Annotated in this window: 21 protein-coding genes; 10 read left to right on the top strand and 11 right to left on the bottom strand. The window is 72.6% G+C overall.

Translation table 11 applies throughout. The features are described 5' to 3' along the window. Positions 1-9: 9 nt before the first annotated feature. Positions 10-1,113, bottom strand: a complete 1,104-nt coding sequence (locus tag ACZ6PY_RS15105) for a sensor histidine kinase (RefSeq protein ID WP_466072503.1) — start codon at positions 1,111-1,113, stop codon at positions 10-12. A 173-nt stretch (positions 1,114-1,286) separates the two neighbouring features. Here ACZ6PY_RS15105 and ACZ6PY_RS15100 point away from each other — a divergent pair, with 173 nt between their 5' ends. Then, positions 1,287-1,709, top strand: coding sequence for a DUF6069 family protein (locus ACZ6PY_RS15100; protein ID WP_466072501.1), 423 nt, complete (start codon positions 1,287-1,289; stop codon positions 1,707-1,709). Positions 1,710-1,832: 123 nt separating this feature from the next. On the opposite strand, the gene ACZ6PY_RS15095 is transcribed toward ACZ6PY_RS15100, so the two are convergent. The 4 genes from ACZ6PY_RS15095 to ACZ6PY_RS15080 all read right to left on the bottom strand — a co-directional run bounded on the left by ACZ6PY_RS15095 (position 1,833) and on the right by ACZ6PY_RS15080 (position 5,109). Next, a complete protein-coding gene (locus ACZ6PY_RS15095; protein ID WP_466072500.1) occupies positions 1,833-2,657 on the bottom strand; it encodes an ArsR/SmtB family transcription factor in 825 nt (274 codons plus the stop codon). 230 nt (positions 2,658-2,887) lie between these two features. After that, complete coding sequence (gene mctP, locus ACZ6PY_RS15090) at positions 2,888-4,549, bottom strand: monocarboxylate uptake permease MctP (RefSeq protein WP_466072498.1); 1,662 nt, start codon at positions 4,547-4,549, stop codon at positions 2,888-2,890. 6 nt (positions 4,550-4,555) lie between these two features. Continuing rightward, on the bottom strand, positions 4,556-4,771 hold the full coding sequence (locus ACZ6PY_RS15085) for a DUF3311 domain-containing protein (protein WP_466072497.1): 216 nt from the start codon (positions 4,769-4,771) through the stop codon (positions 4,556-4,558). Between the two features lie 80 nt (positions 4,772-4,851). Then, a complete protein-coding gene (locus ACZ6PY_RS15080) occupies positions 4,852-5,109 on the bottom strand; it encodes a DUF3311 domain-containing protein (protein WP_466072495.1) in 258 nt (85 codons plus the stop codon). Between the two features lie 232 nt (positions 5,110-5,341). On the opposite strand from ACZ6PY_RS15080, the gene ACZ6PY_RS15075 reads away from it, so the two are divergent. The 3 genes from ACZ6PY_RS15075 to ACZ6PY_RS15065 are packed head-to-tail and all read left to right on the top strand — an operon-like array spanning position 5,342 to position 7,805. Further along, a complete protein-coding gene (locus ACZ6PY_RS15075) occupies positions 5,342-6,895 on the top strand; it encodes a sodium:solute symporter family protein (RefSeq protein WP_466072493.1) in 1,554 nt (517 codons plus the stop codon). Further along, positions 6,892-7,521 (top strand): RNA polymerase sigma factor, encoded by a 630-nt coding sequence (locus tag ACZ6PY_RS15070; protein WP_466072491.1) that lies wholly within the window; start codon positions 6,892-6,894, stop codon positions 7,519-7,521. Before ACZ6PY_RS15075 ends, ACZ6PY_RS15070 begins: the two co-directional genes overlap by 4 nt. Further along, entirely contained in the window at positions 7,518-7,805 is a 288-nt protein-coding gene (locus ACZ6PY_RS15065) for a hypothetical protein (protein ID WP_466072489.1), read from the top strand. Before ACZ6PY_RS15070 ends, ACZ6PY_RS15065 begins: the two co-directional genes overlap by 4 nt. A 100-nt stretch (positions 7,806-7,905) precedes the next feature. Here the strand turns inward: ACZ6PY_RS15065 and ACZ6PY_RS15060 are convergent, their stop codons facing one another. The 3 genes from ACZ6PY_RS15060 to ACZ6PY_RS15050 form a co-directional block, all read right to left on the bottom strand. Then, on the bottom strand, positions 7,906-9,351 hold the full coding sequence (locus ACZ6PY_RS15060; protein ID WP_466072487.1) for an aminotransferase class V-fold PLP-dependent enzyme: 1,446 nt from the start codon (positions 9,349-9,351) through the stop codon (positions 7,906-7,908). 25 nt (positions 9,352-9,376) lie between these two features. Continuing rightward, positions 9,377-9,904: a RidA family protein gene (locus ACZ6PY_RS15055; protein WP_466072485.1), complete on the bottom strand. Its 528-nt coding sequence runs from the start codon at positions 9,902-9,904 to the stop codon at positions 9,377-9,379. Between the two features lie 234 nt (positions 9,905-10,138). Then, positions 10,139-10,993, bottom strand: a complete 855-nt coding sequence (locus tag ACZ6PY_RS15050; protein WP_466072484.1) for a helix-turn-helix transcriptional regulator — start codon at positions 10,991-10,993, stop codon at positions 10,139-10,141. A gap of 129 nt (positions 10,994-11,122) precedes the next feature. Here ACZ6PY_RS15050 and ACZ6PY_RS15045 point away from each other — a divergent pair, with 129 nt between their 5' ends. Both ACZ6PY_RS15045 and ACZ6PY_RS15040 read left to right on the top strand, forming a co-directional pair. Further along, a complete protein-coding gene (locus ACZ6PY_RS15045) occupies positions 11,123-12,814 on the top strand; it encodes an AMP-binding protein (protein WP_466072483.1) in 1,692 nt (563 codons plus the stop codon). Then, a complete protein-coding gene (locus ACZ6PY_RS15040) occupies positions 12,811-14,418 on the top strand; it encodes an AMP-binding protein (RefSeq protein ID WP_466072481.1) in 1,608 nt (535 codons plus the stop codon). The genes ACZ6PY_RS15045 and ACZ6PY_RS15040 overlap by 4 nt, the downstream gene beginning before the upstream one ends. Positions 14,419-14,421: 3 nt before the next feature. On the opposite strand, the gene ACZ6PY_RS15035 is transcribed toward ACZ6PY_RS15040, so the two are convergent. Both ACZ6PY_RS15035 and ACZ6PY_RS15030 read right to left on the bottom strand, forming a co-directional pair. Then, a complete protein-coding gene (locus tag ACZ6PY_RS15035; protein ID WP_466072480.1) occupies positions 14,422-15,780 on the bottom strand; it encodes a nicotinate phosphoribosyltransferase in 1,359 nt (452 codons plus the stop codon). Positions 15,781-15,881: 101 nt separating this feature from the next. After that, on the bottom strand, positions 15,882-16,403 hold the full coding sequence (locus ACZ6PY_RS15030) for a pyridoxamine 5'-phosphate oxidase family protein (RefSeq protein WP_466072478.1): 522 nt from the start codon (positions 16,401-16,403) through the stop codon (positions 15,882-15,884). A 218-nt stretch (positions 16,404-16,621) separates the two neighbouring features. On the opposite strand from ACZ6PY_RS15030, the gene ACZ6PY_RS15025 reads away from it, so the two are divergent. The 3 genes from ACZ6PY_RS15025 (at position 16,622) to ACZ6PY_RS15015 (ending at position 19,500) form a co-directional block, all read left to right on the top strand. Further along, positions 16,622-17,023, top strand: coding sequence for a VOC family protein (locus ACZ6PY_RS15025; RefSeq protein ID WP_466072477.1), 402 nt, complete (start codon positions 16,622-16,624; stop codon positions 17,021-17,023). 131 nt (positions 17,024-17,154) lie between these two features. Then, positions 17,155-18,171: an aldo/keto reductase gene (locus ACZ6PY_RS15020; protein ID WP_466072475.1), complete on the top strand. Its 1,017-nt coding sequence runs from the start codon at positions 17,155-17,157 to the stop codon at positions 18,169-18,171. Between the two features lie 63 nt (positions 18,172-18,234). Continuing rightward, positions 18,235-19,500, top strand: coding sequence for an MFS transporter (locus ACZ6PY_RS15015; RefSeq protein ID WP_466072473.1), 1,266 nt, complete (start codon positions 18,235-18,237; stop codon positions 19,498-19,500). A gap of 11 nt (positions 19,501-19,511) precedes the next feature. Here the strand turns inward: ACZ6PY_RS15015 and ACZ6PY_RS15010 are convergent, their stop codons facing one another. Next, entirely contained in the window at positions 19,512-20,579 is a 1,068-nt protein-coding gene (locus ACZ6PY_RS15010) for a Gfo/Idh/MocA family protein (protein WP_466072471.1), read from the bottom strand. A gap of 88 nt (positions 20,580-20,667) precedes the next feature. Here ACZ6PY_RS15010 and ACZ6PY_RS15005 point away from each other — a divergent pair, with 88 nt between their 5' ends. After that, positions 20,668-21,927 (top strand): lycopene cyclase family protein, encoded by a 1,260-nt coding sequence (locus ACZ6PY_RS15005; protein ID WP_466073548.1) that lies wholly within the window; start codon positions 20,668-20,670, stop codon positions 21,925-21,927. Positions 21,928-21,939 lie beyond the last annotated feature (12 nt).

Below are 21,939 nucleotides of genomic sequence, written 5' to 3'. Positions count from 1 at the left end.
TCCTCGCGCTCACCGGCCCGCTCCCACCGGCAGCCGGGCCGCCACGCGGAACCCGCCGGCGGGCAGCGGACCGGCCTCCAGCGTGCCGCCCAGCAGCCGGGCCCGTTCCCGCATGCCGACGATGCCGCGCCCGGCGCCCGCGCCGGGGCGGCGCGGTGGCGCCGTGCCGTCGTCGACCACCGCCAGGCTCAGCACGCCGTCGCCGTAGCGGACGCTCACGTCGGCCCGGGTGGCGTGGCTGTGCCGCAACGCGTTGGTCAGCGACTCCTGCACGATCCGGTACGCCGACAGCTGCACCCCGCCGGGCAGCTCCTCGGCGCCGGTGTCCCGGTCCATCGTCACCTCCAAGCCCACGACCCGAACGGCGTCGGCGAGGGCGTCGAGCTGCGCGAGGCCGGGCTGCGGTCCGTCCGGATCCGCGCCGCCGTCGGCGGCCAGCGCGTGCAGCATCGCCCGCAACTCGGTGAGCGCGGACCGGGCCGCCGCGTTGATCGCGCCGAGCGCGGCGCGGGCCCGCTCCGGGTGCGCGTCGAAGACGTCCTCGGCGGCGGCGGCCTGCACGGCGATGACCGCAACGTGGTGGGCCACCACGTCGTGCAGCTCGCGGGAGATCCGCTCCCGCTCCCGGGTGAGCGCCTCCCGCTCCCGGTCGCGGCGGCGGTGGAACTGGCCGCGCTGCAACTCGCCGAGGGTCCAGCCGAGACCCAGCGCGGTCACCGCGAACAGCAGGTCCCGCCACCCCCCGGTGACCAGCTCCCACGGCGTCGGCAGGAGCAGCAGCCCCAGCGCGACCAGCGAGAACCGGGGCGGGCGCAGCCGGGCCACGTACGCCAGCGGCACGTTGACCAGGCCCAGCCAGCCGAGCGGGGGACAGAGCACCTCCAACCCGACGCCGGCGAGGGCGGCCACCGCGAGCGCGTATCCGGGTCGCCGGCGGATCCACAGCAGACAGCTGGCCTGCGCGGCGGCGAGGCCGACCGCGGCGGTGGTCCGGGCTGCCGAGTCCGGTGGGTTGCCGGGGGCGAGCAGCACGGTCAGGGCGATGGCGAGCATCACGGCGGCGATGCCGCCGTCGAGCAGCGGCAGGAAACGGGAGCGGGGCCGGCAGTTCACGACCCGGATGCTAGGCGGCGCACCCGCCCGGAATCATCGGTCGCCAGACGGAGATCCGGGCCGGATCTGGTCCCCGGGAGGGAGGCGCGAACCGGTCCGCGGCGCGATCCGCGGGGCCCCGGCGCGGGCCTAGCGTTCCTGGTGACCGTTCCCGCCGATGGAGGTACACCGCCATGGACACCACGACCCTCCCCGCCGTCATCGCCACCCGTCCGGCGCGCCGCCGCGACCGCGCCCTGGCGGTGCTCGCCGCCCCCGCCGCGACCCTGGCGGTGTGGGCCGCCGCCGTCCCCGGGGCCGGGGTGGACCTGGTGGTCCGCAACGGCGGGACCGAGCAGTCCGTGACCGTCGTGGCGGTCGGCGTCAGCACCCTGCTCGCCGGCCTGGCGGGGTGGGCGCTGCTGGCCCTGCTGGAGCGGTTCACCGCCCGGGCGCGGGCCGTCTGGACGGGCGCGGCGGCGCTGGTGCTGCTGCTGTCGCTGCTCGGCCCGGTGGGCGGGGGAGTGGGCACGGGGGCGACGCTGACCCTGGTCGCCCTGCACCTGGTGGCCGGCGCCGTGCTCGTCCCGCTGCTGCGGCGCACGGCCCGCGGGTGACGGTGCCGGTCGGGGCTGTCGCCACGGGGGTGGGCAGCCCCGACCGGACCGTCCCACGTGCGGCAGGGGAGGTCCAGCGGGCCCGGCGGACACCCCGCCGGCTGTCGGACGGGCCGGTCGGGTTCAGCCGGCCGGGACCGGCTCCGGCAGGGGCTCGCCGGTCTCCAGGAGGCTCTTGAGGCTGGCCAGCAGCTCCGGCCAGCCGCCGCTGCCGTCGAGCTGGCCGCTGACGGCCCGGTGCATCTCGCTGTCCGGTGAGAAGTCGTCGTGGGTCACCGTCAGCCGCACCGTCTCGCCGTGCGGGGTGAGGTCGAAGGTGACCTTCGAGCGGCGTTCGCCGAGCCGGACGGCCAACTCCTCGTCGGACCAGCCGAAGTGCGCGGCGTGCTCGGGCTGGAATCCGTGCCAGGTGTACGCGAGCCGCCGGTGGGGTTCGGCCTCCAGCACCCGCTGCCCGAAGTCCTTCGGCTCGCTGCCGGGGGAGTCCTGCCACAGCAGGGGCGAGCCGGGCCGCCAGTCGGAGACCAGGGTGATGCCGCCCCAGTAGCGCCGGGTGAACTCGGGCGCGGTGAGCGCCGTCCAGAGCCGCTCCGGTGTGGTGCGGATGTAGGTGGTGTAGACGAACGTCGGGCCTGCCATCGGCTGCCCCTCCAATGCTGTCTGCAGGTCGGCGAGGGCCTGTGCCCGGGCCCGGTCGTACCGGCCGATCCACCGGTCGGCGACGGCGTTGATCGGGGCGGCGTTGAGGTGGTGCAGCTTCTCCCGCCCGCGTCGCGAGGTGGTGACGAGGCCGGCCGCCTCCAGCACCGCGAGGTGCTTGCTCACCGACTGTCGGGTCATGTCGAGCCCGGCGCTCAGGTCGCGCAGGCTCTGTCCGTTGCGGACGTTGAGGCGGTCGAGCAGCCGGCGGCGGCTGGCGTCGGCCAGTGCCCGGAACACCTCGTCCACGCGTCCCACCCTCCGGAAACGCAGCCAGTTGGTTGCCTGATGGATGATAGGCAGCCAACTGGCTGCGTGTCCAGTCGTCTCGCGCCGAGAAGCTAGCCTCCTAGGATGCCGCAGACGTTGTGCGGTGCACGTCGATGCGCTGCCCCTGGATGCATGACCGTCGTGCCCCGGATCCGGGTGATGCCCCCTCCCGGCCGGCGGTGGCGGTCGGGAGGGGGCCTGCTATCCGGTCAGGCGACCGGTTCGGGGGCGGCGCCCGCGCCGGTCTCGGTACGAGCTGCGGGGAGGAGTCGGCTGTCGCCCGCGTCGGCGTGGTAGTCGTCGGCGGTCGTGCCGTCGGTGCCGTCGGTCACCTTCGCGGCCCGCAGAATCAGCGTGCCCAGGACCGCGACCAGCACGTTCACCAGCACGGCCACAAAGCCGACGTAGATCGTCTTCTGCGTGTCGAAGCCGAACTTCTCCAGCGGGAAGGCCGAGCCGGCGAAGTGCTTCTTCCCGGTCGTCGGGTTCCCGATCTGGTAGAGCATCCACATGCCCAGCCCCATGCCGGCCACCCAGCCGGCGATCAGCGCGCCCCGGTGGAACCAGCGGGTGTAGAGGCCCAGCGCCACCGCCGGCAGCGTCTGGAGGATGATCACGCCGCCGATGAGCTGGAGGTCGATGGAGAACTGCGGGTCGAGGAAGACGATGCAGGCCACCGCACCGACCTTCACCACCAGCGAGGTGATCTTCGAGACGTTGGCCTCCTGCGCCGGGCTGGCGTCCCGCTTCAGGTACTCCTTGTAGATGTTGCGGGTGAACAGGTTCGCCGCCGCGATCGACATGATCGCCGCCGGCACCAGCGCGCCGATCCCGATCGCGGCGAACGCGATCCCTGCGAACCACCCGGGGAACTGCTGATCGAACAGCAGCGGCACGACGGTGTTGTTGTCCACCGAGCCCTCCTTGGCGCCTGGCAACGGGGTTACCCCGGCCGCGATCGCCATGTAGCCGAGCAGTGCGATCAGCCCCAGCAGCAGGGTGTACGCGGGCAGCGCGGACATGTTCCGCCTGATCACGTCACGGTTCCGGCTGGCCAGCACGCCGGTCAGGCTGTGCGGATAGAGGAACAGCGCCAGGGCCGAGCCCAGTGCCAGGGTGATGTACTGCCACTGGTTGTTGGCGTTGAGCAGGATCCCGTCGCCCGGGGCGGGTGAGGCCTGGAACTTCGCGTCCGCCGCATCGAAGATCTTTCCCCAGCCACCCAGCTTGTACGGCAGGTAGACGACCGCCACCAGGATCACGATGTAGATCAGCGAGTCCTTGACGAAGGCGATCAGCGCCGGCGCGCGCAGCCCGGACTGGTAGGTGTACGCCGCCAGGATGGCGAACGCGATGATGATGGGCAGATGCCGGGCGATGGTGCTCTCGCCGGTCACCCCCATCGTCTTGAGTACCGCCTCGATCCCGACCAGTTGGAGCGCGATGTACGGCATCGTGGCGGCGATGCCGGTGATTGCCACCAGCAGGGCCATCGTCGGCGAGCCGAACCGCGTCCGAACGAAGTCGGCCGGAGTGACGAAGCCGTGCCGGTGCGACACCGACCAGAGCCGGACCAGCACGAGGAAGACGATGGGATAAACGATGATCGTGTACGGCACGGCGAAGAAGCCCGCCGCCCCGGCCCCGAAGATCAGCGCCGGCACCGCCACGAACGTGTACGCCGTGTAGAGGTCACCGCCGACCAGGAACCAGGTGATCCAGCCGCCGAAGCTGCGCCCGCCCAGGCCCCACTCGTCGAGATGTGCCATGTCGCGCGGCGCCCGCCACCGGGCCGCCACGAAACCCATGGCACTGACCAGCAGGAAGAGGACGGTGAAGACGATGATTTCAGTGAGGTTGTCCCGCCACATCGCCGCTCACCCCCGCCGCTTCGTCATCTGGTAGACCATCGTCGTGGTGGAGACGCCGAGGATGATGAAGGCCAGCTGCAGCCAGTAGAAGGTGGGAAAACCCCACAGCCGCGGCGAGTCCCCGTTGAACAAGGGTGTGATCAGCGGCACCACGATCGGAACGAACAACAGCCAGTTCCACGGGCTGCTGTCCTTGGCTCTGGCTCTCGGATTCGCCGGCACATTCTGCTCCTGTTCGTGTCTGCGGGAGGGGATCGGTGCGTTGTGCGGGGTGTGCGGGCTGGCCGGCGCGGTGGCCGTAGTCAGTGCGGATCCGGGCGCCCGGTACGACGGCGGGCCAGGTAGGCGCAGGCCAGGCAGGCCGCCGTCAAGGGGACCCAGGCGAGCTGGTACCAGTGGAAGAAGGGCACACCGAAGAGTCGCGGTTCGGCGCGGGCGATCACCGGCGTGGCCACCGCGCCCAGGACGGGCAGCGCCAGGGCGATCGCCTGTACCCACGCCCAGGCGCGGGCGGGCCGTGCAGTTGGCGCCACGACGCCGCCTTCCTCACCTGAGTCCATACGCGCCTCCCCTTCACCTCGACCCTTGATTCACATGTTTCGGAGTGGTTAACTCCCGATCAACTTCTCTTGCTCTCCTGCGTTCCTACCTGCTGGTTCCCTCACCACCTCAGTTGCGGTCCGAACCCGAAAGGTTTACCCGCAACGGATGTGGACCCCGCCAGCCGCACGGGAGGAACCAGCACATGGCAGAGTTCGCGGTCCGCAGTCACACCGAACATGGGAAGCGGACGTGACAGCGGCGGTTGCCGCCGTCGTCGTCCTGTCGGCGTCCGTGGTCGCCCTCGTGGCCTTCCGTGGCCGCGGTCGCCGCTCGCTCGCCGGGCGCGACCTGGCCGGCTGGGCCCTGGCCGACCGCAGCCACGGGCATCTGATGACGTGGTGCGTTCTGGGCGGCACGATCTACACCGCGTACACGTTCCTGGCCGTTCCCGGGCTGGTGTTCGGCTCCGGCGGTGTCGGCTTCTACGCTCTGACGTACACGGTCGTGGTGTACGTGTTCGCCTTCATGGTCCTGCCACGACTGGCCGCCACCGCGCGCACCCACGGCTACGTGACGGGCGCCGATTTCATCCGCGGCAGGTTCGGCAGCCCTGGCTTGGCGCTTGCGGTGGCGATCACCGGGATTCTGGCGACCATGCCGTACATCGCCCTGCAGTTACTGGGCATACGGGCGGTGCTCAGCGTGCTCGGGGTCGAGTCCGACGGTGTGGTGGGAGACCTGGTGCTCACCGTCGTGTTCGCGGTACTTGCCGTGTCAACCTACCGGCACGGGCTGCGCGCGCCCAGTGCCGTCTCCATCGCCAAGGCGATCCTGGTCACGGCGTCCGCGGTGTCGATCGCGGCGCTCGTGTGGACCCGGATCGGTTCACCGGGCGAGCTGTTCGACGCGGCGGAGCAGACAATCACCGCGCGGGACAGCCGATTGAGCGTCGTGCTGGATCCGGCGCTGGGGCCCGCGTACGTGTCGTTGGCACTGGGGTCAGCTCTGGCGCTGTTCGCGTTTCCGCACGTGCTGATGGTCGCCTTCTCGGCCCGCACCGACGACGTCGTTCGACGGTCGACGGTGACGCTGCTCGGCTGGACCGGCCTGCTCGGGCTTTTCGCCGTGTTCGGCGTGGCCGCGCTGGCCTCGAACCTCGTGCCCCCTCCGGGCCGGGCCGACCTTGCCGTACCGATGCTGGTGCACGAGGTGGCACCAGCATGGCTCGCCGGGGCCGTGCTGGGCGCGCTGGTGGTGGCGGCGCTGGTACCGGCCGCTGTCATGTCGATCGGGGCTTCGGCCCTGTTCGCCCGCAATGTTTATGTGGAGTACCTCAACCCGACTGCCACCGCCGAGCAGGAGACCAAGGTGGCCCGGGTGGTGTCGCTGCTCGTGAAGCTTGGCGCCCTGGGCTTTGCCATGGGCCTGCACGATCAGAACGCCATCAACCTTCACCTGCTGGGCGCGGTGTGGGTCCTGCAGACGTTGCCCGCTCTCGTCCTCGGCCTCGCACGCCGGGCACCGCATCGCTTCGCTCTGCTGGCCGGCTGGTTCGTCGGGATGATCGCGGGCACCGCGATGGTCGCCCACGGCGGCTTCTCGCCGACGGTGCTGGTGTCCCTCGGGCCGGTCCACACGCAGCTGTACGCGGGGCTGCTCGGGCTCGCGGTCAACCTCGCGGTCGTCGTCGTGGCCGAGTTGCTGCTGCGCCGATGGGGGCCCGGCCGGGGGCTCGATCGGACGGTGGACCGACGAAATACGCAGAGGCAGCCGGCCACCGTCTCGCGCTCGGTGCCGTCATGAACCTCGACCGGACGCAGCGCCACGGCACCTTGGATCGTCGTAACCAGGATGCGCAATCCGAGATCGTCGGCTCCGGCCCCGACGGCTCGCTGGCGGAGGGCCCCGGCCTTGATCTCCGCGATGTGGAACGCGAAGCCGCCATGGTCGCCCTTTTCGACGGACTGCACGCCCAACTTGTCCGCCTTGCCTTCCTGCTCGGGGCCGACCACGACGCCGAGGATCTGGTCTCCGAAGCGTTCTGCGAGCTACATCGGCGCTGGTACCGGCTGCGTGATCCGGCGGCGGCACCGCAGTACCTCAGATCGATAGTCTGTAATCTGACCCGCATGCACATCCGGCATCTGCAGGTGCGTCGCAGCCATGTCGGGGACGAGATGCCCCCCGGCCGGGCCGGCGTCGTGGACTCGGCGGAATCGTCCGTGCTGCTCAGAGAAGATCAGCGGGCGGTGGTGGTGGCGCTACGGCAACTGCCCGTGCGCCAGCGCGAGGCGCTGGTGCTGCGCTACTGGCTGGACCTGAAGGAAGCGGACATCGCTGGTTCCATGGGGATCAGCGTTGGGGCGGTGAAGTCACACATCTTCCGGGGCATGACCGCCCTGGCCGCGCACATGGGCGCGCCCCGATGACCATCGACGAGACCGAGACGCGGCTGCGGGACACCCTCCAGGTTCTGGCGACCACGGCCGTCACCTCCCCGGACGCATATGCCAACGCCCGCGGTGAGTGGCAGCGGCGGGAGCGGCGCCGGCGATTGTTCAGCGTCATCCTGGCGTTGCTGCTGGTCGGCCTGGCTGACGTGGTCGGGCTCTGGGCCCTCAGCAATCACCATCACACGACGCCGACACCGTACGACAAGCCGGTGGACCCTGGGAACGAGGTCCGGCTTGACACCGTCGTGATCATTCCCTGACCTTGGCCCATCACCGGGCAGCCCGTCGTGGGCCGGGAGCGCGCGCCAGGGCGAGCGCCCGCTGACCCAGCGGACGCTCGCCCTCGCTTCGTGGCCGGTGTCAGGCCATCTTGCCGGACAGTTTCCAGGCCGCGTCGACCAGCCGGTCAACGTCCTGTGTCTGGTGGAACAGGTGGGTGGAGATGCGGACGGGACGATGCGGCTGGGCCGAGCCGATGACGGGGAAATCACTGTTACGGATGGTGATCCCGTACTCGTCGTGCATCCGCGTGACGAACGCGGCCGACTTCTCCGCGTTGAGCACGTCGGTCCGATTGCGGAACGGGTTGAACGAGGTCAGGGCGCAGACCAGGCGAGAGTCGTCCTTCGGGGAGTACAACGACTGCACCCCCCACCGCTCCACGACGAGCTCCTTGAGGTACGACGACAGGCCGACGACGTGGTCCTCGATGCGCTGCCGTCCGATGCGGTCCCACACCCCGCAGACGGTCCTGACTCCTTCGTTCAAGGCAATGCTGCCGTTGCCGACAGACTGGAGGTAGCTGCCGATGTTGTAGCTCGCCGTGTCGGTCGACGAGCGGGGCGGTACGCCGCCCTCCTGCGGATAACTGCTGGAGACAACCGGCCAGAACTCGGGCAGGGGGTTCGGGTTGATCTGGGACAGGACCTTGTTGCGGATGTACAGCACGCCGGTCCCTCCCGGACCGCACTGCCACTTGGCCGCGGAGCCGGCAAGGAAGTCCACGCCGAGCTCGTGGAAGCTGTAGTTCATCATCCCGGGGATGTGCGCCCCGTCCACAACGCTGATCAGTCCGTGTTCCTGCGCCAACTTGGCCAGCATCCGGATCGGCAGCATCGTCCCGGTCTTGTACGTCGGGGCGGAGAACAGCAGGACCTTGGTCCGGGCAGTGATCGCCCGCCGGAACAGCTCCATATAGTCCTCGGCCCGCTGGTCGTTGCCCACGGGCAGGGCCACCTTCCGGATGACGACGCCGTGCCGATCCCGGGCCAGGGCCATCGGGACGAGACCACCCCCGTGCTCGTGATTGGTCGTCAGGATCTCGTCACCCGCGCGCAGATTCAGCCCGGCGATGATCTTCGACATGCCGTCACTGGTGTTGTGCGAGATCACGAGCTCGTCCACGTCGCAGCCGTACCCACGAGCCGCGACGGCCCGGACGTCGGCGAAGTCGCTGTAGGCGGAAAGAGCGTCACGGGCGACGTCCCGATTCGTCTTGTCCAAGGCGTCAAGGACTTCGCGGGGTGGGGAGCCGACGGTCCCCACGTTCATGAAGAGGACCTTCTTGTCGAGGGTGAACAGCTTCTCGACCTGGCGCCAGAAGTTCGCGTCGTTCGCGAGCGGCAACGACGACGACCCGGCAGCGGCCAGCGGGGCTGCCGCCGCGGGAGAGGCGGCGGCGAAATTCAGCCCGGCCGCACCCGCGACGACGGCGCCCGCGCCGGCGCCCATGAATTGGAGAATGCCTCGACGCGAAACGCCCTTGGACGGCGTGTCCCCAGGGACTGGGGCCTTGGTGTTCAGCACAGCAGTGTCCCCCTTCTCGGTGAAGTCAACGCACCGCGATTGCGGAGATCTCGACCTTGGCGTCCTGCGGCACCCGGGCCACCTGAACGGTGGCCCGGGCCGGCGGCTTACTGCCGAAGAACTCGGCGTACGCGGTGTTGAAGCGTGCGAACTCGTTGAGGTCCGCGACATAGACCGTGGTGCTGACGATGTTGTCCAGCGTCATGCCGCCGGCCCGCAGCACGGCATCGAGATTCCTCAGGACCTGGCGCGTCTGGTCCTCGATGGACGCACCGGCGAGGAGCTTGTTCGTGACGGGGTCGATGGGAAGCTGGCCGGACAGGTACAGGGTGTCTCCCACAGCTATGGCCTGGGAGTACGGACCTATCGCCGCCGGGGCGTCCGACGACGTCACCACTCGGTGGCGCTTGCCGCCGTTCTTCTGTTCGCTGGCGTTGGCGGCCGGTTCGTGTCCTGCGATGACGGCACCGGCGGTGCCAGCCAGCGCGCAGGCGAGAACTGCGGCAACCAGGCGAGTCCGTCGAAATCCGGCAATGGAGATTGTAGGAGACACGCGTCTCTCCGCTCTTCGTGGATATCTGCCGACTTTTCGCAGGCCTGCGCGCTTGTCGTCATCCGTAAGTTGCCTCCGGCGCGCCTACGGTTTACCGCCTGGAGCTATTTGTTTGGCCCGATGTCGGTGCCGGCACCGGGGTGACGGGCCTGGCCAACCCGGGAGAGCCGGGCGAAGCGGCGATGGACAAGGCGCAGGCCGCCTCGGCGAGCGGAAGTGGATCCTGGAGGGTGGCTAGGGGAGGAGGCCGGCGCGGCGGGCGGCCACCACGACCTCCAGCCGGGTGTGCGCGCCGAGCTTGCGCATGGCCGAGCGCAGGTAGCTCTTCACCGTCTCGGGACGCAGCCCGAGCTGCCCCGCCACGTCCGCGTTCGTGCAGCCCAGGGCGACGCAGGCCAGCACGTCGGTCTCCCGGGGTGACAGGGCGACGGCCGCCGGCGGCCCGGGGCGGCGTGCCGCGCCGGCGAGCCGGTCGGCGACGGCGTCGAGGCGGTCGCGCAGCTCGGGATCGGCGACCCGGGTCAACAGGCCGCGCAGCTCGGCGTGCGCCTGGCGGACCTGCTCCCACTCCGGCCCGCTCGGGTCCGGGTGGGACGGCACCATCGGCAGGGCGGCCAGCGCCGTCCGCGCGGCGTCCCGGTCGGCGAGCCGGCGTTCCAGGTCCCGCCCGGCGTCGACGGCGGCGGCGACCAGGCGGTCGCCGAGGGGCAGGCGCTGGCGTACGGCGCCGTAGAGGACCGCGCGGACCTCGCGGCGCACCACCACCGGCACGGCGAGCACCGAGCGCAGCCCCTCGGCGGAGACCGGGGCGTCGTACTCGTGGCTGATCGAGCGGGCCGCCGGGTAGTCGTCGACCCGCAGCGGCAGGCCGAGGGCGAGCGCCTTGCCGCCGAGGCCGGCGCCCGCCTGGATGGCGAGGCCGCGCAGCGCGGCCGTGCTGGTGCCGGTCAGCTCGGTGATCGTCATCCGGGGTGGGCCGCCCGGCGCGACCAGCCCGCCGAAGGCGACCGGCAGGCCGGTGCGGCGGCGCAGGGTCAGCAGGCCGCGCCGGACCTCGTCGGCGTCGTCGCGCGGGTAGAGCGTCACCACCTGGCCACCTCCCGCCGGCCACCCCCGTCCGGGGGTGGTGAGACGTGCGTCACCCGGTCGAGGATCAGCGTACTGCGCGCGGCGCCGTCCCCCTCCCGGCCGCGCGCCCCGGACCGGAAGGACACCCCCATGGCCACCGCCAGCACCCAGGCCTTCCGCGAGGCGCGCGACTTTCTGCTCGCGCACCGGACGGACCACGAGACCGCGTACGAGAAGTTCCGCTGGCCCCGGCTGGACGAGTTCAACTGGGCGCTGGACTGGTTCGACGTGTTCGCCGAGGGCAACGACGACACCGCGCTGCGGATCGTCGAGGCGGGCGGCGGCGAGGGAAGCTGGTCGTACGCCGAGCTGTCCCGCCGCTCGAACCGGGTGGCGAACGGGCTGCGCGCCCGTGGCGTCCGCGCCGGGGACCGGCTCATCCTCATGCTCGGCAACCAGCTCGAACTCTGGGAGACCATCCTCGCCGCGATCAAGCTGCGCGCGGTGATCATCCCGGCCACGCCGCTGCTCGGCCCCGCGGACCTGGCCGACCGCCTGGCGCGCGGCGCGGCCCGGCACGTGGTGGTCGGGTCGGAGCACGCCGGCAAGTTCGCCGAGGTGGCCGGCGGCTACACCCGCATCGCGGTCGGCGCCCCGGTCGACGGCTGGCACGATTACGCCGACGCCTACGGCGCCGACGACGTGTTCACCCCGGACGGGCCGACCCGGGCCGGCGACCCGCTGCTGCTCTACTTCACCTCCGGCACCACGGCCCGGCCGAAGCTGGTGGAGCACACCCACGCCTCGTACCCGGTGGGCCACCTGTCCACGATGTACTGGATCGGGCTGCGCCCCGGGGACGTGCACCTGAACATCTCCTCGCCGGGCTGGGCGAAGCACGCGTGGAGCAACGTGTTCGCGCCGTGGAACGCCGGCGCCACAGTGTTCGTCTACAACTCCTCGCGCTTCGACCCGGCCGGGCTGATGGCCGCGATGGACCGGTGCGGGGTGACCAGCTTCTGCGCGCCGCCGACGGTGTGGCGGATGCTGATCCAGGCCGACCTGACCCGGCTCGCCCGCCCGCCGCGCAGCGTGGTCGGCGCGGGGGAGCCGCTGAACCCCGAGGTGATCGAGCAGGTCCAGGCGGCCTGGGGGGTCACCGTCCGGGACGGGTACGGGCAGACCGAGACCACCGCGCAGATCGGCAACCCACCCGGCGCGCCGGTGAAGCCGGGCTCGATGGGGCGTCCGCTGCCCGGCTACGTGGTGCGCCTGGTGGACCCGGTCACCGGGGAGGTGGGCGACGACGGGGAGGTCTGTCTGGACCTGGCGCACCGGCCGACCGCGCTCATGGTCGGCTACCACGGCGACGAGGAGCTGACCGCGACCGCGATGCGCGACGGCTGGTACCACACCGGTGACATCGCCTCCCGGGACGCCGACGGCTACCTCACCTACGTGGGGCGCACCGACGACGTGTTCAAGGCGTCGGACTACCGGGTGTCGCCGTTCGAGCTGGAGAGCGTGCTGCTGGAGCACGAGGCGGTGGTCGAGGCGGCGGTGGTGCCGTCGCCGGACCCGGTGCGGCTGGCCGTGCCGAAGGCGTACGTGGTCCTCGCGCCCGGCTGGGCGCCGGGACCGGAGACCGCGGCGGCGCTGTTCGCGCACTCGCGGGACCGGCTGGCCCCGTACCTGCGGGTGCGGCGGTTGGAGTTCGCCGACCTGCCGAAGACCATCTCCGGCAAGATCCGCCGGACCGAGCTGCGGGCCGCCGAGCGGGACAAGCACGGTGACGCGGAGGCGCGGCCGGCCGGCGAGTACCGCGAGGAGGACTTCCGATGAGCCTGCCGTCCTACGCGAGCGGGATCTCCGACGCGCCGCTGCTGGGCGACACCATCGGCGCCAACCTGGCCCGCGCCGTCGAGGCGTACCCGGACCGGGAGGCCCTGGTCGACTGCCCGAGCGGCCGGCGCTGGACGTACGCCGAACTCGGCCGCGCGGTGGGTGAGCTGGCCCGCGGCCTGCTGGCGGCGGGGGTGGCCAAGGGGGACCGGGTCGGCATCTGGGCGCCGAACTGCGCGGAGTGGGTCCTCGTGCAGTACGCCACCGCCGCGATCGGCGCGATCATGGTGAACATCAACCCCGCCTACCGGCGGCACGAGCTGGAGTACGTGCTGAACCAGTCGGGGGTGAGCCTGCTGGTCTCCTCGCCCGGCTACCGGAGCAGCGACTACCGGGGGATGGTCTCCGAGGTCCGCGACGCCTGCCCGGCGCTGGGCACGGTGGTCTTCGTCGGCGAGTCGAGCTGGGACGACCTGGTGGCCGGCGGGGCGGCGGTGCCCGTCGAGCGGCTGGCCGCGCGGGCGGCGGAGCTGAGCTGCGACGACCCGATCAACATCCAGTACACGTCGGGGACCACGGGGTTCCCGAAGGGCGCGACGCTGTCGCACCACAACATCCTGAACAACGGCTACTTCGTGGGCGAGCTGGTCCGCTACACCGAGCGGGACCGGATCTGCCTGCCGGTGCCGTTCTACCACTGCTTCGGCATGGTGATGGGCAACCTGGCGGCCACCAGCCACGGCGCGTGCGTGATCATCCCGGCGCCGACGTTCGACCCGGCCGCGACGCTGCGGGCGGTCGCCGCCGAGCGGGCCACCTCGCTGTACGGGGTGCCGACCATGTTCATCGCCGAGCTGGCCCTGCCGGACTTCGCCGACCACGACCTGTCCAGCCTGCGTACCGGCATCATGGCCGGCTCGCCGTGCCCGGTGGAGGTGATGAAGCGGGTCATCGACGGGATGCACATGGCCGAGGTGGCGATCTGCTACGGCATGACCGAGACGTCGCCGGTGTCCACCCAGACCCGCCACGACGACGACCTGGACCGGCGGACCGCCACGGTGGGGCGGGTGCTGCCGCACGTCGAGGTGAAGGTGGTCGACCCGGCGACCGGGGTGACCGTGCCGCGGGGCGAGCCGGGGGAGCTGTGCACCCGGGGCTACTCGGTGATGCTCGGCTACTGGGACGAGCCGGAGAAGACGGCCGAGGCGATCGACCCGGCACGCTGGATGCACACCGGCGACCTGGCGGTGATGCGCGACGACGGCTACCTGACCATCGTCGGCCGGATCAAGGACATGATCATCCGGGGCGGGGAGAACGTCTACCCGCGCGAGATCGAGGAGTTCCTCTACCGGCACCCGAAGATCTCCGACGTGCAGGTGGTCGGCGTCCCCGACGAGCGCTACGGCGAGGAGATCCTGGCCTGCGTCATCCTGCGCGACGGGCACGACACGCTCACCGTGGCGGAGATCGCCGAGTTCTGCCGGGACCGGCTGGCGCACTACAAGATCCCGCGGCAGGTACGGGTGATGGACGCCTTCCCCATGACGGTCAGCGGCAAGGTGCGCAAGGTCGAGCTGCGCCAGGCGGGCCCCGCCTGACCGTCACACCCCGGCGCGGCCCGGTTCCGGCCCCGATCCCGGGCGTATCCGGGCCACCCGTTCGTGCAGTGTCGCCAGCGCCGGGCTGACCGTCGCGGTCAGCGGCGTCGGGTCGGCCAGCCGGCGGGCCGGCTCCGGCAGCCAGGCGAGGTCGGCGTCGAAGCGGCCACGGGCGGCGCGAACCGCCTCGGCGGGGTCGACCGGGTCGAGCCGGCGGCCACCGCGCATGACCTGCACCAACAGCGGCTCCCGGCCAGCCGGTGGTGGCTCGTCGCGCAACCCCACCACATCTCCCGCCCCGCCGGTCGGATCACGGAAGACCTGCTTGGCGGCGGGCAGCGTGGCCTTGCCCGGGGACAGCTTCAGCACCGGCCGGTCGCCGTAGGCGACCAACTTGTAGGCGCTGTCCAGCGACGGCGCGTCGTACGAGACGCCCATCCTGGTGCCCACGCCGTACCCGTCGATCGGCGCGCCCTGCGCCACGAGCTCCGCGATGACGTTCTCGTCGAGGCTGCCGCTGGCGATGATCGTGGCCTGCGGCAGCCCGGCGTCGTCGAGGATGGCCCGGGTCTGCCGGGCCAGTGCCGCGAGGTCGCCGGAGTCGAGCCGTACGCCGAGCGGGCCGGTCAACCCGAGTTCGGTGACGACGTCGACGGCGGCCCGGACTCCGGCGGGCGTGTCGTAGGTGTCGACCAGGAAGATCGGGTTCGTGGGGAAGTCGGCGGCGAACGCACGGAACGCCGCCCGCTCGTCGGGGAACGCCTCCACGTACGAGTGGGCCATCGTCCCGGACGGGGTGAGCCCGTACCGCATGGCGGCCTCGACGTCGCTGGTCGCGGCGAAGCCGGCGATGGCCGACGCCCGGGCCACGCCCGCGCCGGCCTCGATGCCGTGGGTGCGGCGGAACGCGAAGTCGACCAGCTGCGCGCCGGCGGCGGCGAGCCGGCAGCGGGCCGCCTTGGTGGCCACCGTGGTGTGGAACGTGATCAGGTTCAGCACGCCGGTCTCCACCAGTTGCGCCTCCGCGATCGGCGCGGTGACCTCCAGCAGCGGCTCGTCGGCGAACACCACCCGGCCCTCCGGCACGGCCCACACGTCCCCGGTGAATCGCATCCCGGCCAGCGCCGTGAGGGCCGGCTGGTCGAAGCCGACGACGTCGCGCAGGTAGCTCAGCTCGGCGTCGTCGAAGGCGAAGCTCTCCAGGAACGCCAGCGCCTCGGCCAGCCCGGCGGCGACCAGGAAGCCGCGCCGGTCCGGCAGCCGGCGGACGAAGAGGCTGAACGTGGCGTGCTCCGTCATGTCCCGGCGCAGGTAGCTGGCCGCCATCCGCAGCTCGTACAGATCGGTACGCAGGCCCGTCATGCCACCTCCTCCACCACGCCCCCCACTGTGATCCATCCGGTGGCGGGGCGTACCGGAAACGGGAGATCCGGCACGGGCGGCGGCCGCCCGCCGCCGGCGGCTCAGCCGGGGCCGGCGGCCCGCCAGAACTGGCGGGGCGCGTAGCCCTCGCGGCGCAGCCAGTGCTCGGTGTAGACGATCCGCTCCGCCGGCACCACGACCAGCGGGCCGGCCGGGGGCTCGTCCAGCGACCGGGACCGTTCCACGTGGTCGGACTGCCACCGGTACGCCGGCCAGTGGTGGTCGAAGTCCGGGTCGCCGGGGTGCAGCACCCGGGCCCGGCCGAAGACCTGCGCGCCGCGGCTGCTGGCCTGGCCGACCAGGGGCGCGAAGATCCCGATCGAGACGCGCGGGTCGGCGGCGAGGTTGCGCATCTTCGGCGAGTCGGCGACGGCCGTGAACATCAGGGTGAGGTCCAGGTGGAAGTAGCGCACCGGGGTGGCCAGCGGGCCGTCCGGGCCGGTGGTGGCCAGCACGCACATGTTCTGCGTGGAGAGCAGGTGGAGGATGCGTTCCTGCAGGCGGTCGCGGTCGAGGCGGGCGGTGGGGGAGGGACCGGCGAGCCAGGGGTTGGTGACGGGCATGGGTGATCTTCTCATGCCCGGCGACCGGGTCGGCGCTGCGCCGTTGCCGGAGTTGATCACATGGCGTAGCGTCGTCGACCGTGAACACCGGACCGGCGCCACGCCACGCACGGATCGGCGACCCGGTGGACGGCTGATCGCCGGGCGGGTGCGGAAAAGGCACCCCCGCGGTCCGGCACGCGGGCCTCCCCGCGCCTTCGCGCGACAGGTCCCGTCCAGTGCCGAACAACAGCGAGGTCAGCCGAATGACAGTCACGTTCAACCACACCATCATCGCCGCCAAGGACCGCCACGAGTCGGCCCGATTCTTCCGGGAGCTGCTGGAAGTTCCCGAAGCCCCGTCCTGGGGCGTGTTCACCAACATCCAGCTCGACGGTGGCGTACTGCTTCAGTTCGCCGAGCCGCCGGTGGAGATCCAGATGCAGCACTACGCCTTCCTGGTCGACGAGGATCTGTTCGACCGGGCGTATCGGCGGCTGTGTGACCGCGGCATCACGCACTGGGCCGATCCGCAGATGCGCCGCCCCGGCGAGATCAACAATGAGCACGGTGGTCGCGGCGTCTACTTCAAGGATCCCGCGGGTCACGCGATCGAGTTGATCACCCGCCCGTACCTGTAGCCGGGATGCTCGCCGGCCGGGCCGACCGGGAACCCCGTCGGTCCGGCCGGTGGGTTCGCTCGCCGCACGGGGGCGACAGCCGGATCGCCGGGGCCCTCTGACGGGCACAGTGGACGCTAGGGTCTGGGTCCATGCGGTATCGACTCCTGGGCAACACCGGCCTGCGCGTGTCCGAGCTGTTCCTCGGAGCGATGACCTTCGGCGAGCAGGGTGGCGTGGGCGCACCGCTGGACGAGTGCCGCCGGATGCTCGACCGGTACGCCGACGCGGGCGGCAATGTGGTGGACACGGCGATCAACTATCGCGCGGGCGCCAGCGAGGAGTTCCTCGGCGAGCTGCTGACCGGCCGCCGGGACCGGTTCGTGCTGGCCACGAAATACACCGTCTCCCGCGACGGCGGTGACCCCAATGCCGCCGGCAACCACCGCAAGAACCTGGTGCTGTCCCTGGAGACCAGCCTGCGGCGGCTGCGTACCGACTACCTCGACCTGTACTGGGTGCACCTGTGGGACCGGCACACCCCGGTCGAGGAGACCATGCGGGCACTCGACGACGCGGTCCGCGCCGGCAAGATCCTCTACGTCGGCATCTCCGACACCCCCGCCTGGGTGGTGTCGCGGGCCAACGTGCTGGCCGAGTGGCGCGGGTGGACGCCGTTCGCCGGGCTCCAGGTGCCCTACAGCCTGCTCAACCGGGACGCCGAGCGGGAGCTGCTGCCGATGGCCGAGGCGAGCGGGATGACCGTGGCGGCGTGGAGCCCGCTCGCCGGTGGCATCCTCTCCGGCAAGTACACGCGGCGCGAGGCGGCCGACAGTGCTCGCCTGTCCACCGCCACTCTCACCGAGCGCGACCACGCGGCGGCCCGCGCCGTCCAGGAGGTCGCCGACGAGCTCGGCGCCACCCCGTCGCAGGTCGCCCTGGCCTGGGTACGTGCCCGCTCACGCGCCGTGCACCCGATCGTCGGCGCACGCTCCGTCGAGCAGCTCACCGACAATCTCGGGGCGCTCGACGTCGACCTTCCCGACGAGGCGGTCCGGCGCCTCAGCGCCACCACCGAGATCGAGCTGGGCTTCCCGGCCGACTTCATCGGGCAGACCAGCGGCTGGGTCTTCGGCGATGCCGGCGATCGGGTCGACGGCCGCCGCTGACCGGGGCGGGACGCGCGGAAACCCGGTTCGGCTAGCACTCGACCCCTGGTAGGTTCGCTCGCCGTGGCGGGGACGGCGGGGGATCGGCTCGACGGGCGGTTCGCCCGGCTCTGGACGGCGAGCACCATGTCGGCGCTGGGCAGCGGGATGGCCACGGTGGCCGCCCCGCTCTACGTGGCCTCGCAGACCGACGACCCGCTGACCGTGTCGGCCGGCGCCGCCGTGGCGTGGCTGCCGTGGCTGCTGTTCGCGCTGCCCGGCGGGGTGCTGGTGGACCGGGTGGACCGGCGCCGGCTCATGGTGGTCATCGACTGGGTGCGGGTGGCCGTGCTGGCCGTCCTGGCCGCCGCGCTGGTCACCGGCCGGGCCGGGGTGCCGCTGCTCTACGCGGTGCTGTTCGTGGTCAACACCGGCGAGGTGGTGTTCCGCACCGCCGCCCAGGCGGTCGTGCCGGCCGTGGTGCCCCGGTCCCGCCTGGAACGGGCCAACGGCTGGCTGGGCGGCGGCACGCAGATCATGCAGAACATGGTCGCCGGGCCGCTCGGCGGCTTCCTTTTCGTGCTGGCCGCGGCCATCCCGTTCGCCGTGAACGCCGGCACGTACGCGCTCAGCGCCGTCCTCGTCGGGCTGCTCGCCGGGTCGTACCGGGGCGCGCCGGGTGCGGGCGGGCGCCGCTCGGTCCGCGCGGAGGTCGCCGAGGGGTTTCGCTGGCTGCTGTCCCAGCGGCTGCTGCGCACCATGGCCCTGTTGATCGGGCTGCTGAACGTCACCCTGACCGCCGCCCTCGCGGTGCTGGTGCTGCTCGCCACCGACCGGCTCGGCCTCGGCTCGGTCGGCTACGGGGCGCTGTTCACCTGCATGGCCGTGGGCGGGCTGCTCGGGTCGGCGGTCGGCGACCGGCTGATCGCCGCCATCACCGCCACCTGGACCGTGCGGGTGGGCCTGCTGATCGAGGCCGGCCTGCACCTGGCCCTGGCCGCATCGCGCAGCGCCGTGGTGGTCGGGGTGGCGCTGTTCGCCTTCGGGGTGCACAGCGCGTTGTGGAACATCGTCGCCAACTCGCTGCGCCAGCGGCTCACCCCACCCGCGCTGATGGGCCGGGTGGGCAGCACCACCCTGTTCGTCGCGGCGGGCGGCAACTGTGTCGGGGCGCTGCTCGGCGGCCTGCTCGCCGACCGGTACGGGATCACCGCGCCGTACTGGGTGGGGCTCGTGGTGGCCGTCGCGGTGATCGGTACGACGTGGCGGGTGTTCGACCGGGCCACCGTGGCCGCCGCGTACGCCGACCCGGCCCCGGAGGGCCGGGACACCCCGGCGACCGTCGCCTGAGGGGCGACGCCTCAGGACGGTGGGGGCACCGGCAGGGTGACGCCCTGCACGGCCGCCTGGTGCGCCAGTTCGATCAGCTCGACCACCCCGACCGAGTCCATCGGGTCCACGGGCAGCGGGGCGCCGTCCCGCAGCGCCGCCACCAGCTGCGCGTAGAAGTCCTGGTAGCGGCCCGCGTCGGTGGGCACCGCCCGCAGTTCACCGTCGGCGCCGAGCCGGCCGTACCGGTCGGGGTCGACCTCGCCCCAGCCGGGCGTGCCGGGCCGGCCGCCGTCGCGCAGCGCCGCCTCCTGCGGGTCGAGGCCGTACGCGGTGTAGGCGGCGCGGTCGCCGAGCACCCGGAAGCGCGGGCCGAGCTGGGCGGTCACGGCACTCATCCACAGGTGGGAGCGGACCCCGCCGGCGTGGGTGAGCGCGACGAACGCGTCGTCGTCCACCTCGGCGCCCGGCCGGCGCCGGTCCACCTCGGCGTAGACCCGCTGCACCGGGCCGAACAGCCGCACCGCCTGGTCGACCAGGTGGGCGCCGAGGTCGAACAGGGCGCCGCCGGCCTCGCCGGGCGCGGCGCTCTCCCGCCAGCCGGGCTTGATGGCCGGCCGCCACCGCTCGAACCGGGACTCGAAGCGGGCCACCCGGCCCAGCTCGCCGGCCTCGACCAGCCGGCGCACGGTCAGGAAGTCGCCGTCCCAGCGGCGGTTCTGGAACGCGGTGAGCGGCACGCCGGCGGCGGCCGCCTCCGCGACCAGCGCGCGCCCCTCGGCGGCGGTCGGCGCGAGCGGCTTGTCGACCACCACCGGCAGCCCGGCCGCCACGGCGGCCCGGGCCATCGGCACGTGCAGCCGGTTCGGCGTGGCCACCACGACGAGGTCGAACGTGTCGGCGGCCTGCCAGAGCTGGTCGGCGTCGTCGAGCACCCGGGCGTCCGGGTGCTCGGCGTGGACCTGCGCGCGGCGCTCCGGGTCCCGGGTGACCACCGCGTCGAGCCGTAGGCCGGGCGTGGCGGCGACCAGCGGGGCATGGAACACCCGCCCCGCGATCCCGTATCCCAGCAAACCCACCCGCAGCGGCGCCTGCGCCATGCCGTCCCCCGTCCTCGATGATCCCCTGCGAATCTACGCGGCGCACCGGGCGCGGGACGGCGGGTCCCGGGCGGCGGCCCACCCGGGGGTGTGGCAGCGTGGGCGGGTGCATCCCATTCCGGTCGAGGTCGACGTCGCGCTGGTGGGCGGCGGTGGCGCCGCCTCCCTGGTGCTGGCCGCCCTGGACCGGCACGGCGTGACCGGCCTGCGGGTCGCCGTCGTCGACCCGGTCCGCAAGCGCGGCCAGGACCGCACCTGGGCGTTCTGGGGCGCCCCGGGCGGCGACCTCGACCCGCTGTTGAGCGCGAGCTGGTCGGAGGTCGACGTGGTCACGCCCGCCGCCCGCCGCGTCCTGCCGCTCACCCCGCTGCGGTACGCCATGCTCCGCTCCGCCCCGGTCTACGACCGGGCTGCCGCGGCCGAGGGGCGGCTGGGCGCGGTGCGGATCGGCGCGCCGGCCGGCGTGCTGGCCGACGACGGTCACCGGGTGACCGTCCACGACCCGGAGGGGCGGCCGCTGGTGCGGGCCGGCTGGGTGCTGGACTCCCGGCCCCGCCCGCCGGCCCGGCCCGGGCGGACGAGCTGGTTGCAGCACTTCCGCGGCTGGTGGCTGGCGGCCGACGGGCCCACCTTCGACCCGGGCCGGGCGGTGCTCATGGACTTCCGCACCCCGCAGCCCGCCCGGGGCGTCTCCTTCGGCTACGTGCTGCCGGTCGACGACCGGTACGCCCTGGTCGAGTACACCGAGTTCGGCCCGACCGTGCTCACCGACGCGGGCTACGACGCGGCGCTGCGCGGGTACGCCGGCCTGCTCGGCCTGGACCTGTCCGCGCTGCGGGTCCGGGAGGTGGAGAACGGGGTGATCCCGATGACCGACGGCCCGTTCGTGCCCCGCCCGTCGCCGCGGGTGGTCCGGCTCGGCACCGCCGGTGGCGCCACCCGCCCGTCCACCGGCTTCACGTTCTCCGCGATGCTCCGGCAGGCCGAGCAGGTGGCCCGGGCCCTGGCGGCGGGCCGGCCGCCGGTGCCGGCGCCCGCCTACCCGGGGCGGCACCGGTGGATGGACGCGGTGGCGCTGCGCGCCCTGGACCGGGGGCACGTCGGCGGGGTGGCGTTCTTCGAGCGGCTGTTCGACCGCAACCCGCCGGAGCGGGTGCTGCGTTTCCTCGACGGGACCACCTCGCCGACCGAGGACCTGGCGGTGATGCGGTCCAGCCCGCTGCTGCCGATGACCGGCGCGGTGCTCGGCGACGCGGCCGGCCGGCTGGGCGCCCGGTGGCGCCGCGGCCCGGCCTCCGCTCCCGTTCCGGAGGCCGGGCCGGGCGCCCCCGGTCAGGCCGGCTCGTAGCGGGCGATCACG

Source organism: Micromonospora sp. NPDC048907 (genome assembly GCF_055586885.1).
This window is presented reverse-complemented; position numbering and strand designations above follow the sequence as displayed.

Excerpts from the sequence above, each read along its gene's own strand:
- ACZ6PY_RS15100 (WP_466072501.1), top strand. The coding sequence starts at position 1,287 with ATGGACACCACGACCCTCCCCGCCGTCATCGCCACCCGTCCGGCGCGC.
- mctP (WP_466072498.1), bottom strand. The coding sequence starts at position 4,549 with ATGTGGCGGGACAACCTCACTGAAATCATCGTCTTCACCGTCCTCTTC.
- ACZ6PY_RS15080 (WP_466072495.1), bottom strand. The coding sequence starts at position 5,109 with ATGGACTCAGGTGAGGAAGGCGGCGTCGTGGCGCCAACTGCACGGCCC.
- ACZ6PY_RS15070 (WP_466072491.1), top strand. The coding sequence starts at position 6,892 with ATGAACCTCGACCGGACGCAGCGCCACGGCACCTTGGATCGTCGTAAC.
- ACZ6PY_RS15065 (WP_466072489.1), top strand. The coding sequence starts at position 7,518 with ATGACCATCGACGAGACCGAGACGCGGCTGCGGGACACCCTCCAGGTT.
- ACZ6PY_RS15045 (WP_466072483.1), top strand. The coding sequence starts at position 11,123 with ATGGCCACCGCCAGCACCCAGGCCTTCCGCGAGGCGCGCGACTTTCTG.
- ACZ6PY_RS15040 (WP_466072481.1), top strand. The coding sequence starts at position 12,811 with ATGAGCCTGCCGTCCTACGCGAGCGGGATCTCCGACGCGCCGCTGCTG.
- ACZ6PY_RS15035 (WP_466072480.1), bottom strand. The coding sequence starts at position 15,780 with ATGACGGGCCTGCGTACCGATCTGTACGAGCTGCGGATGGCGGCCAGC.
- ACZ6PY_RS15030 (WP_466072478.1), bottom strand. The coding sequence starts at position 16,403 with ATGCCCGTCACCAACCCCTGGCTCGCCGGTCCCTCCCCCACCGCCCGC.
- ACZ6PY_RS15020 (WP_466072475.1), top strand. The coding sequence starts at position 17,155 with ATGCGGTATCGACTCCTGGGCAACACCGGCCTGCGCGTGTCCGAGCTG.
- ACZ6PY_RS15010 (WP_466072471.1), bottom strand. The coding sequence starts at position 20,579 with ATGGCGCAGGCGCCGCTGCGGGTGGGTTTGCTGGGATACGGGATCGCG.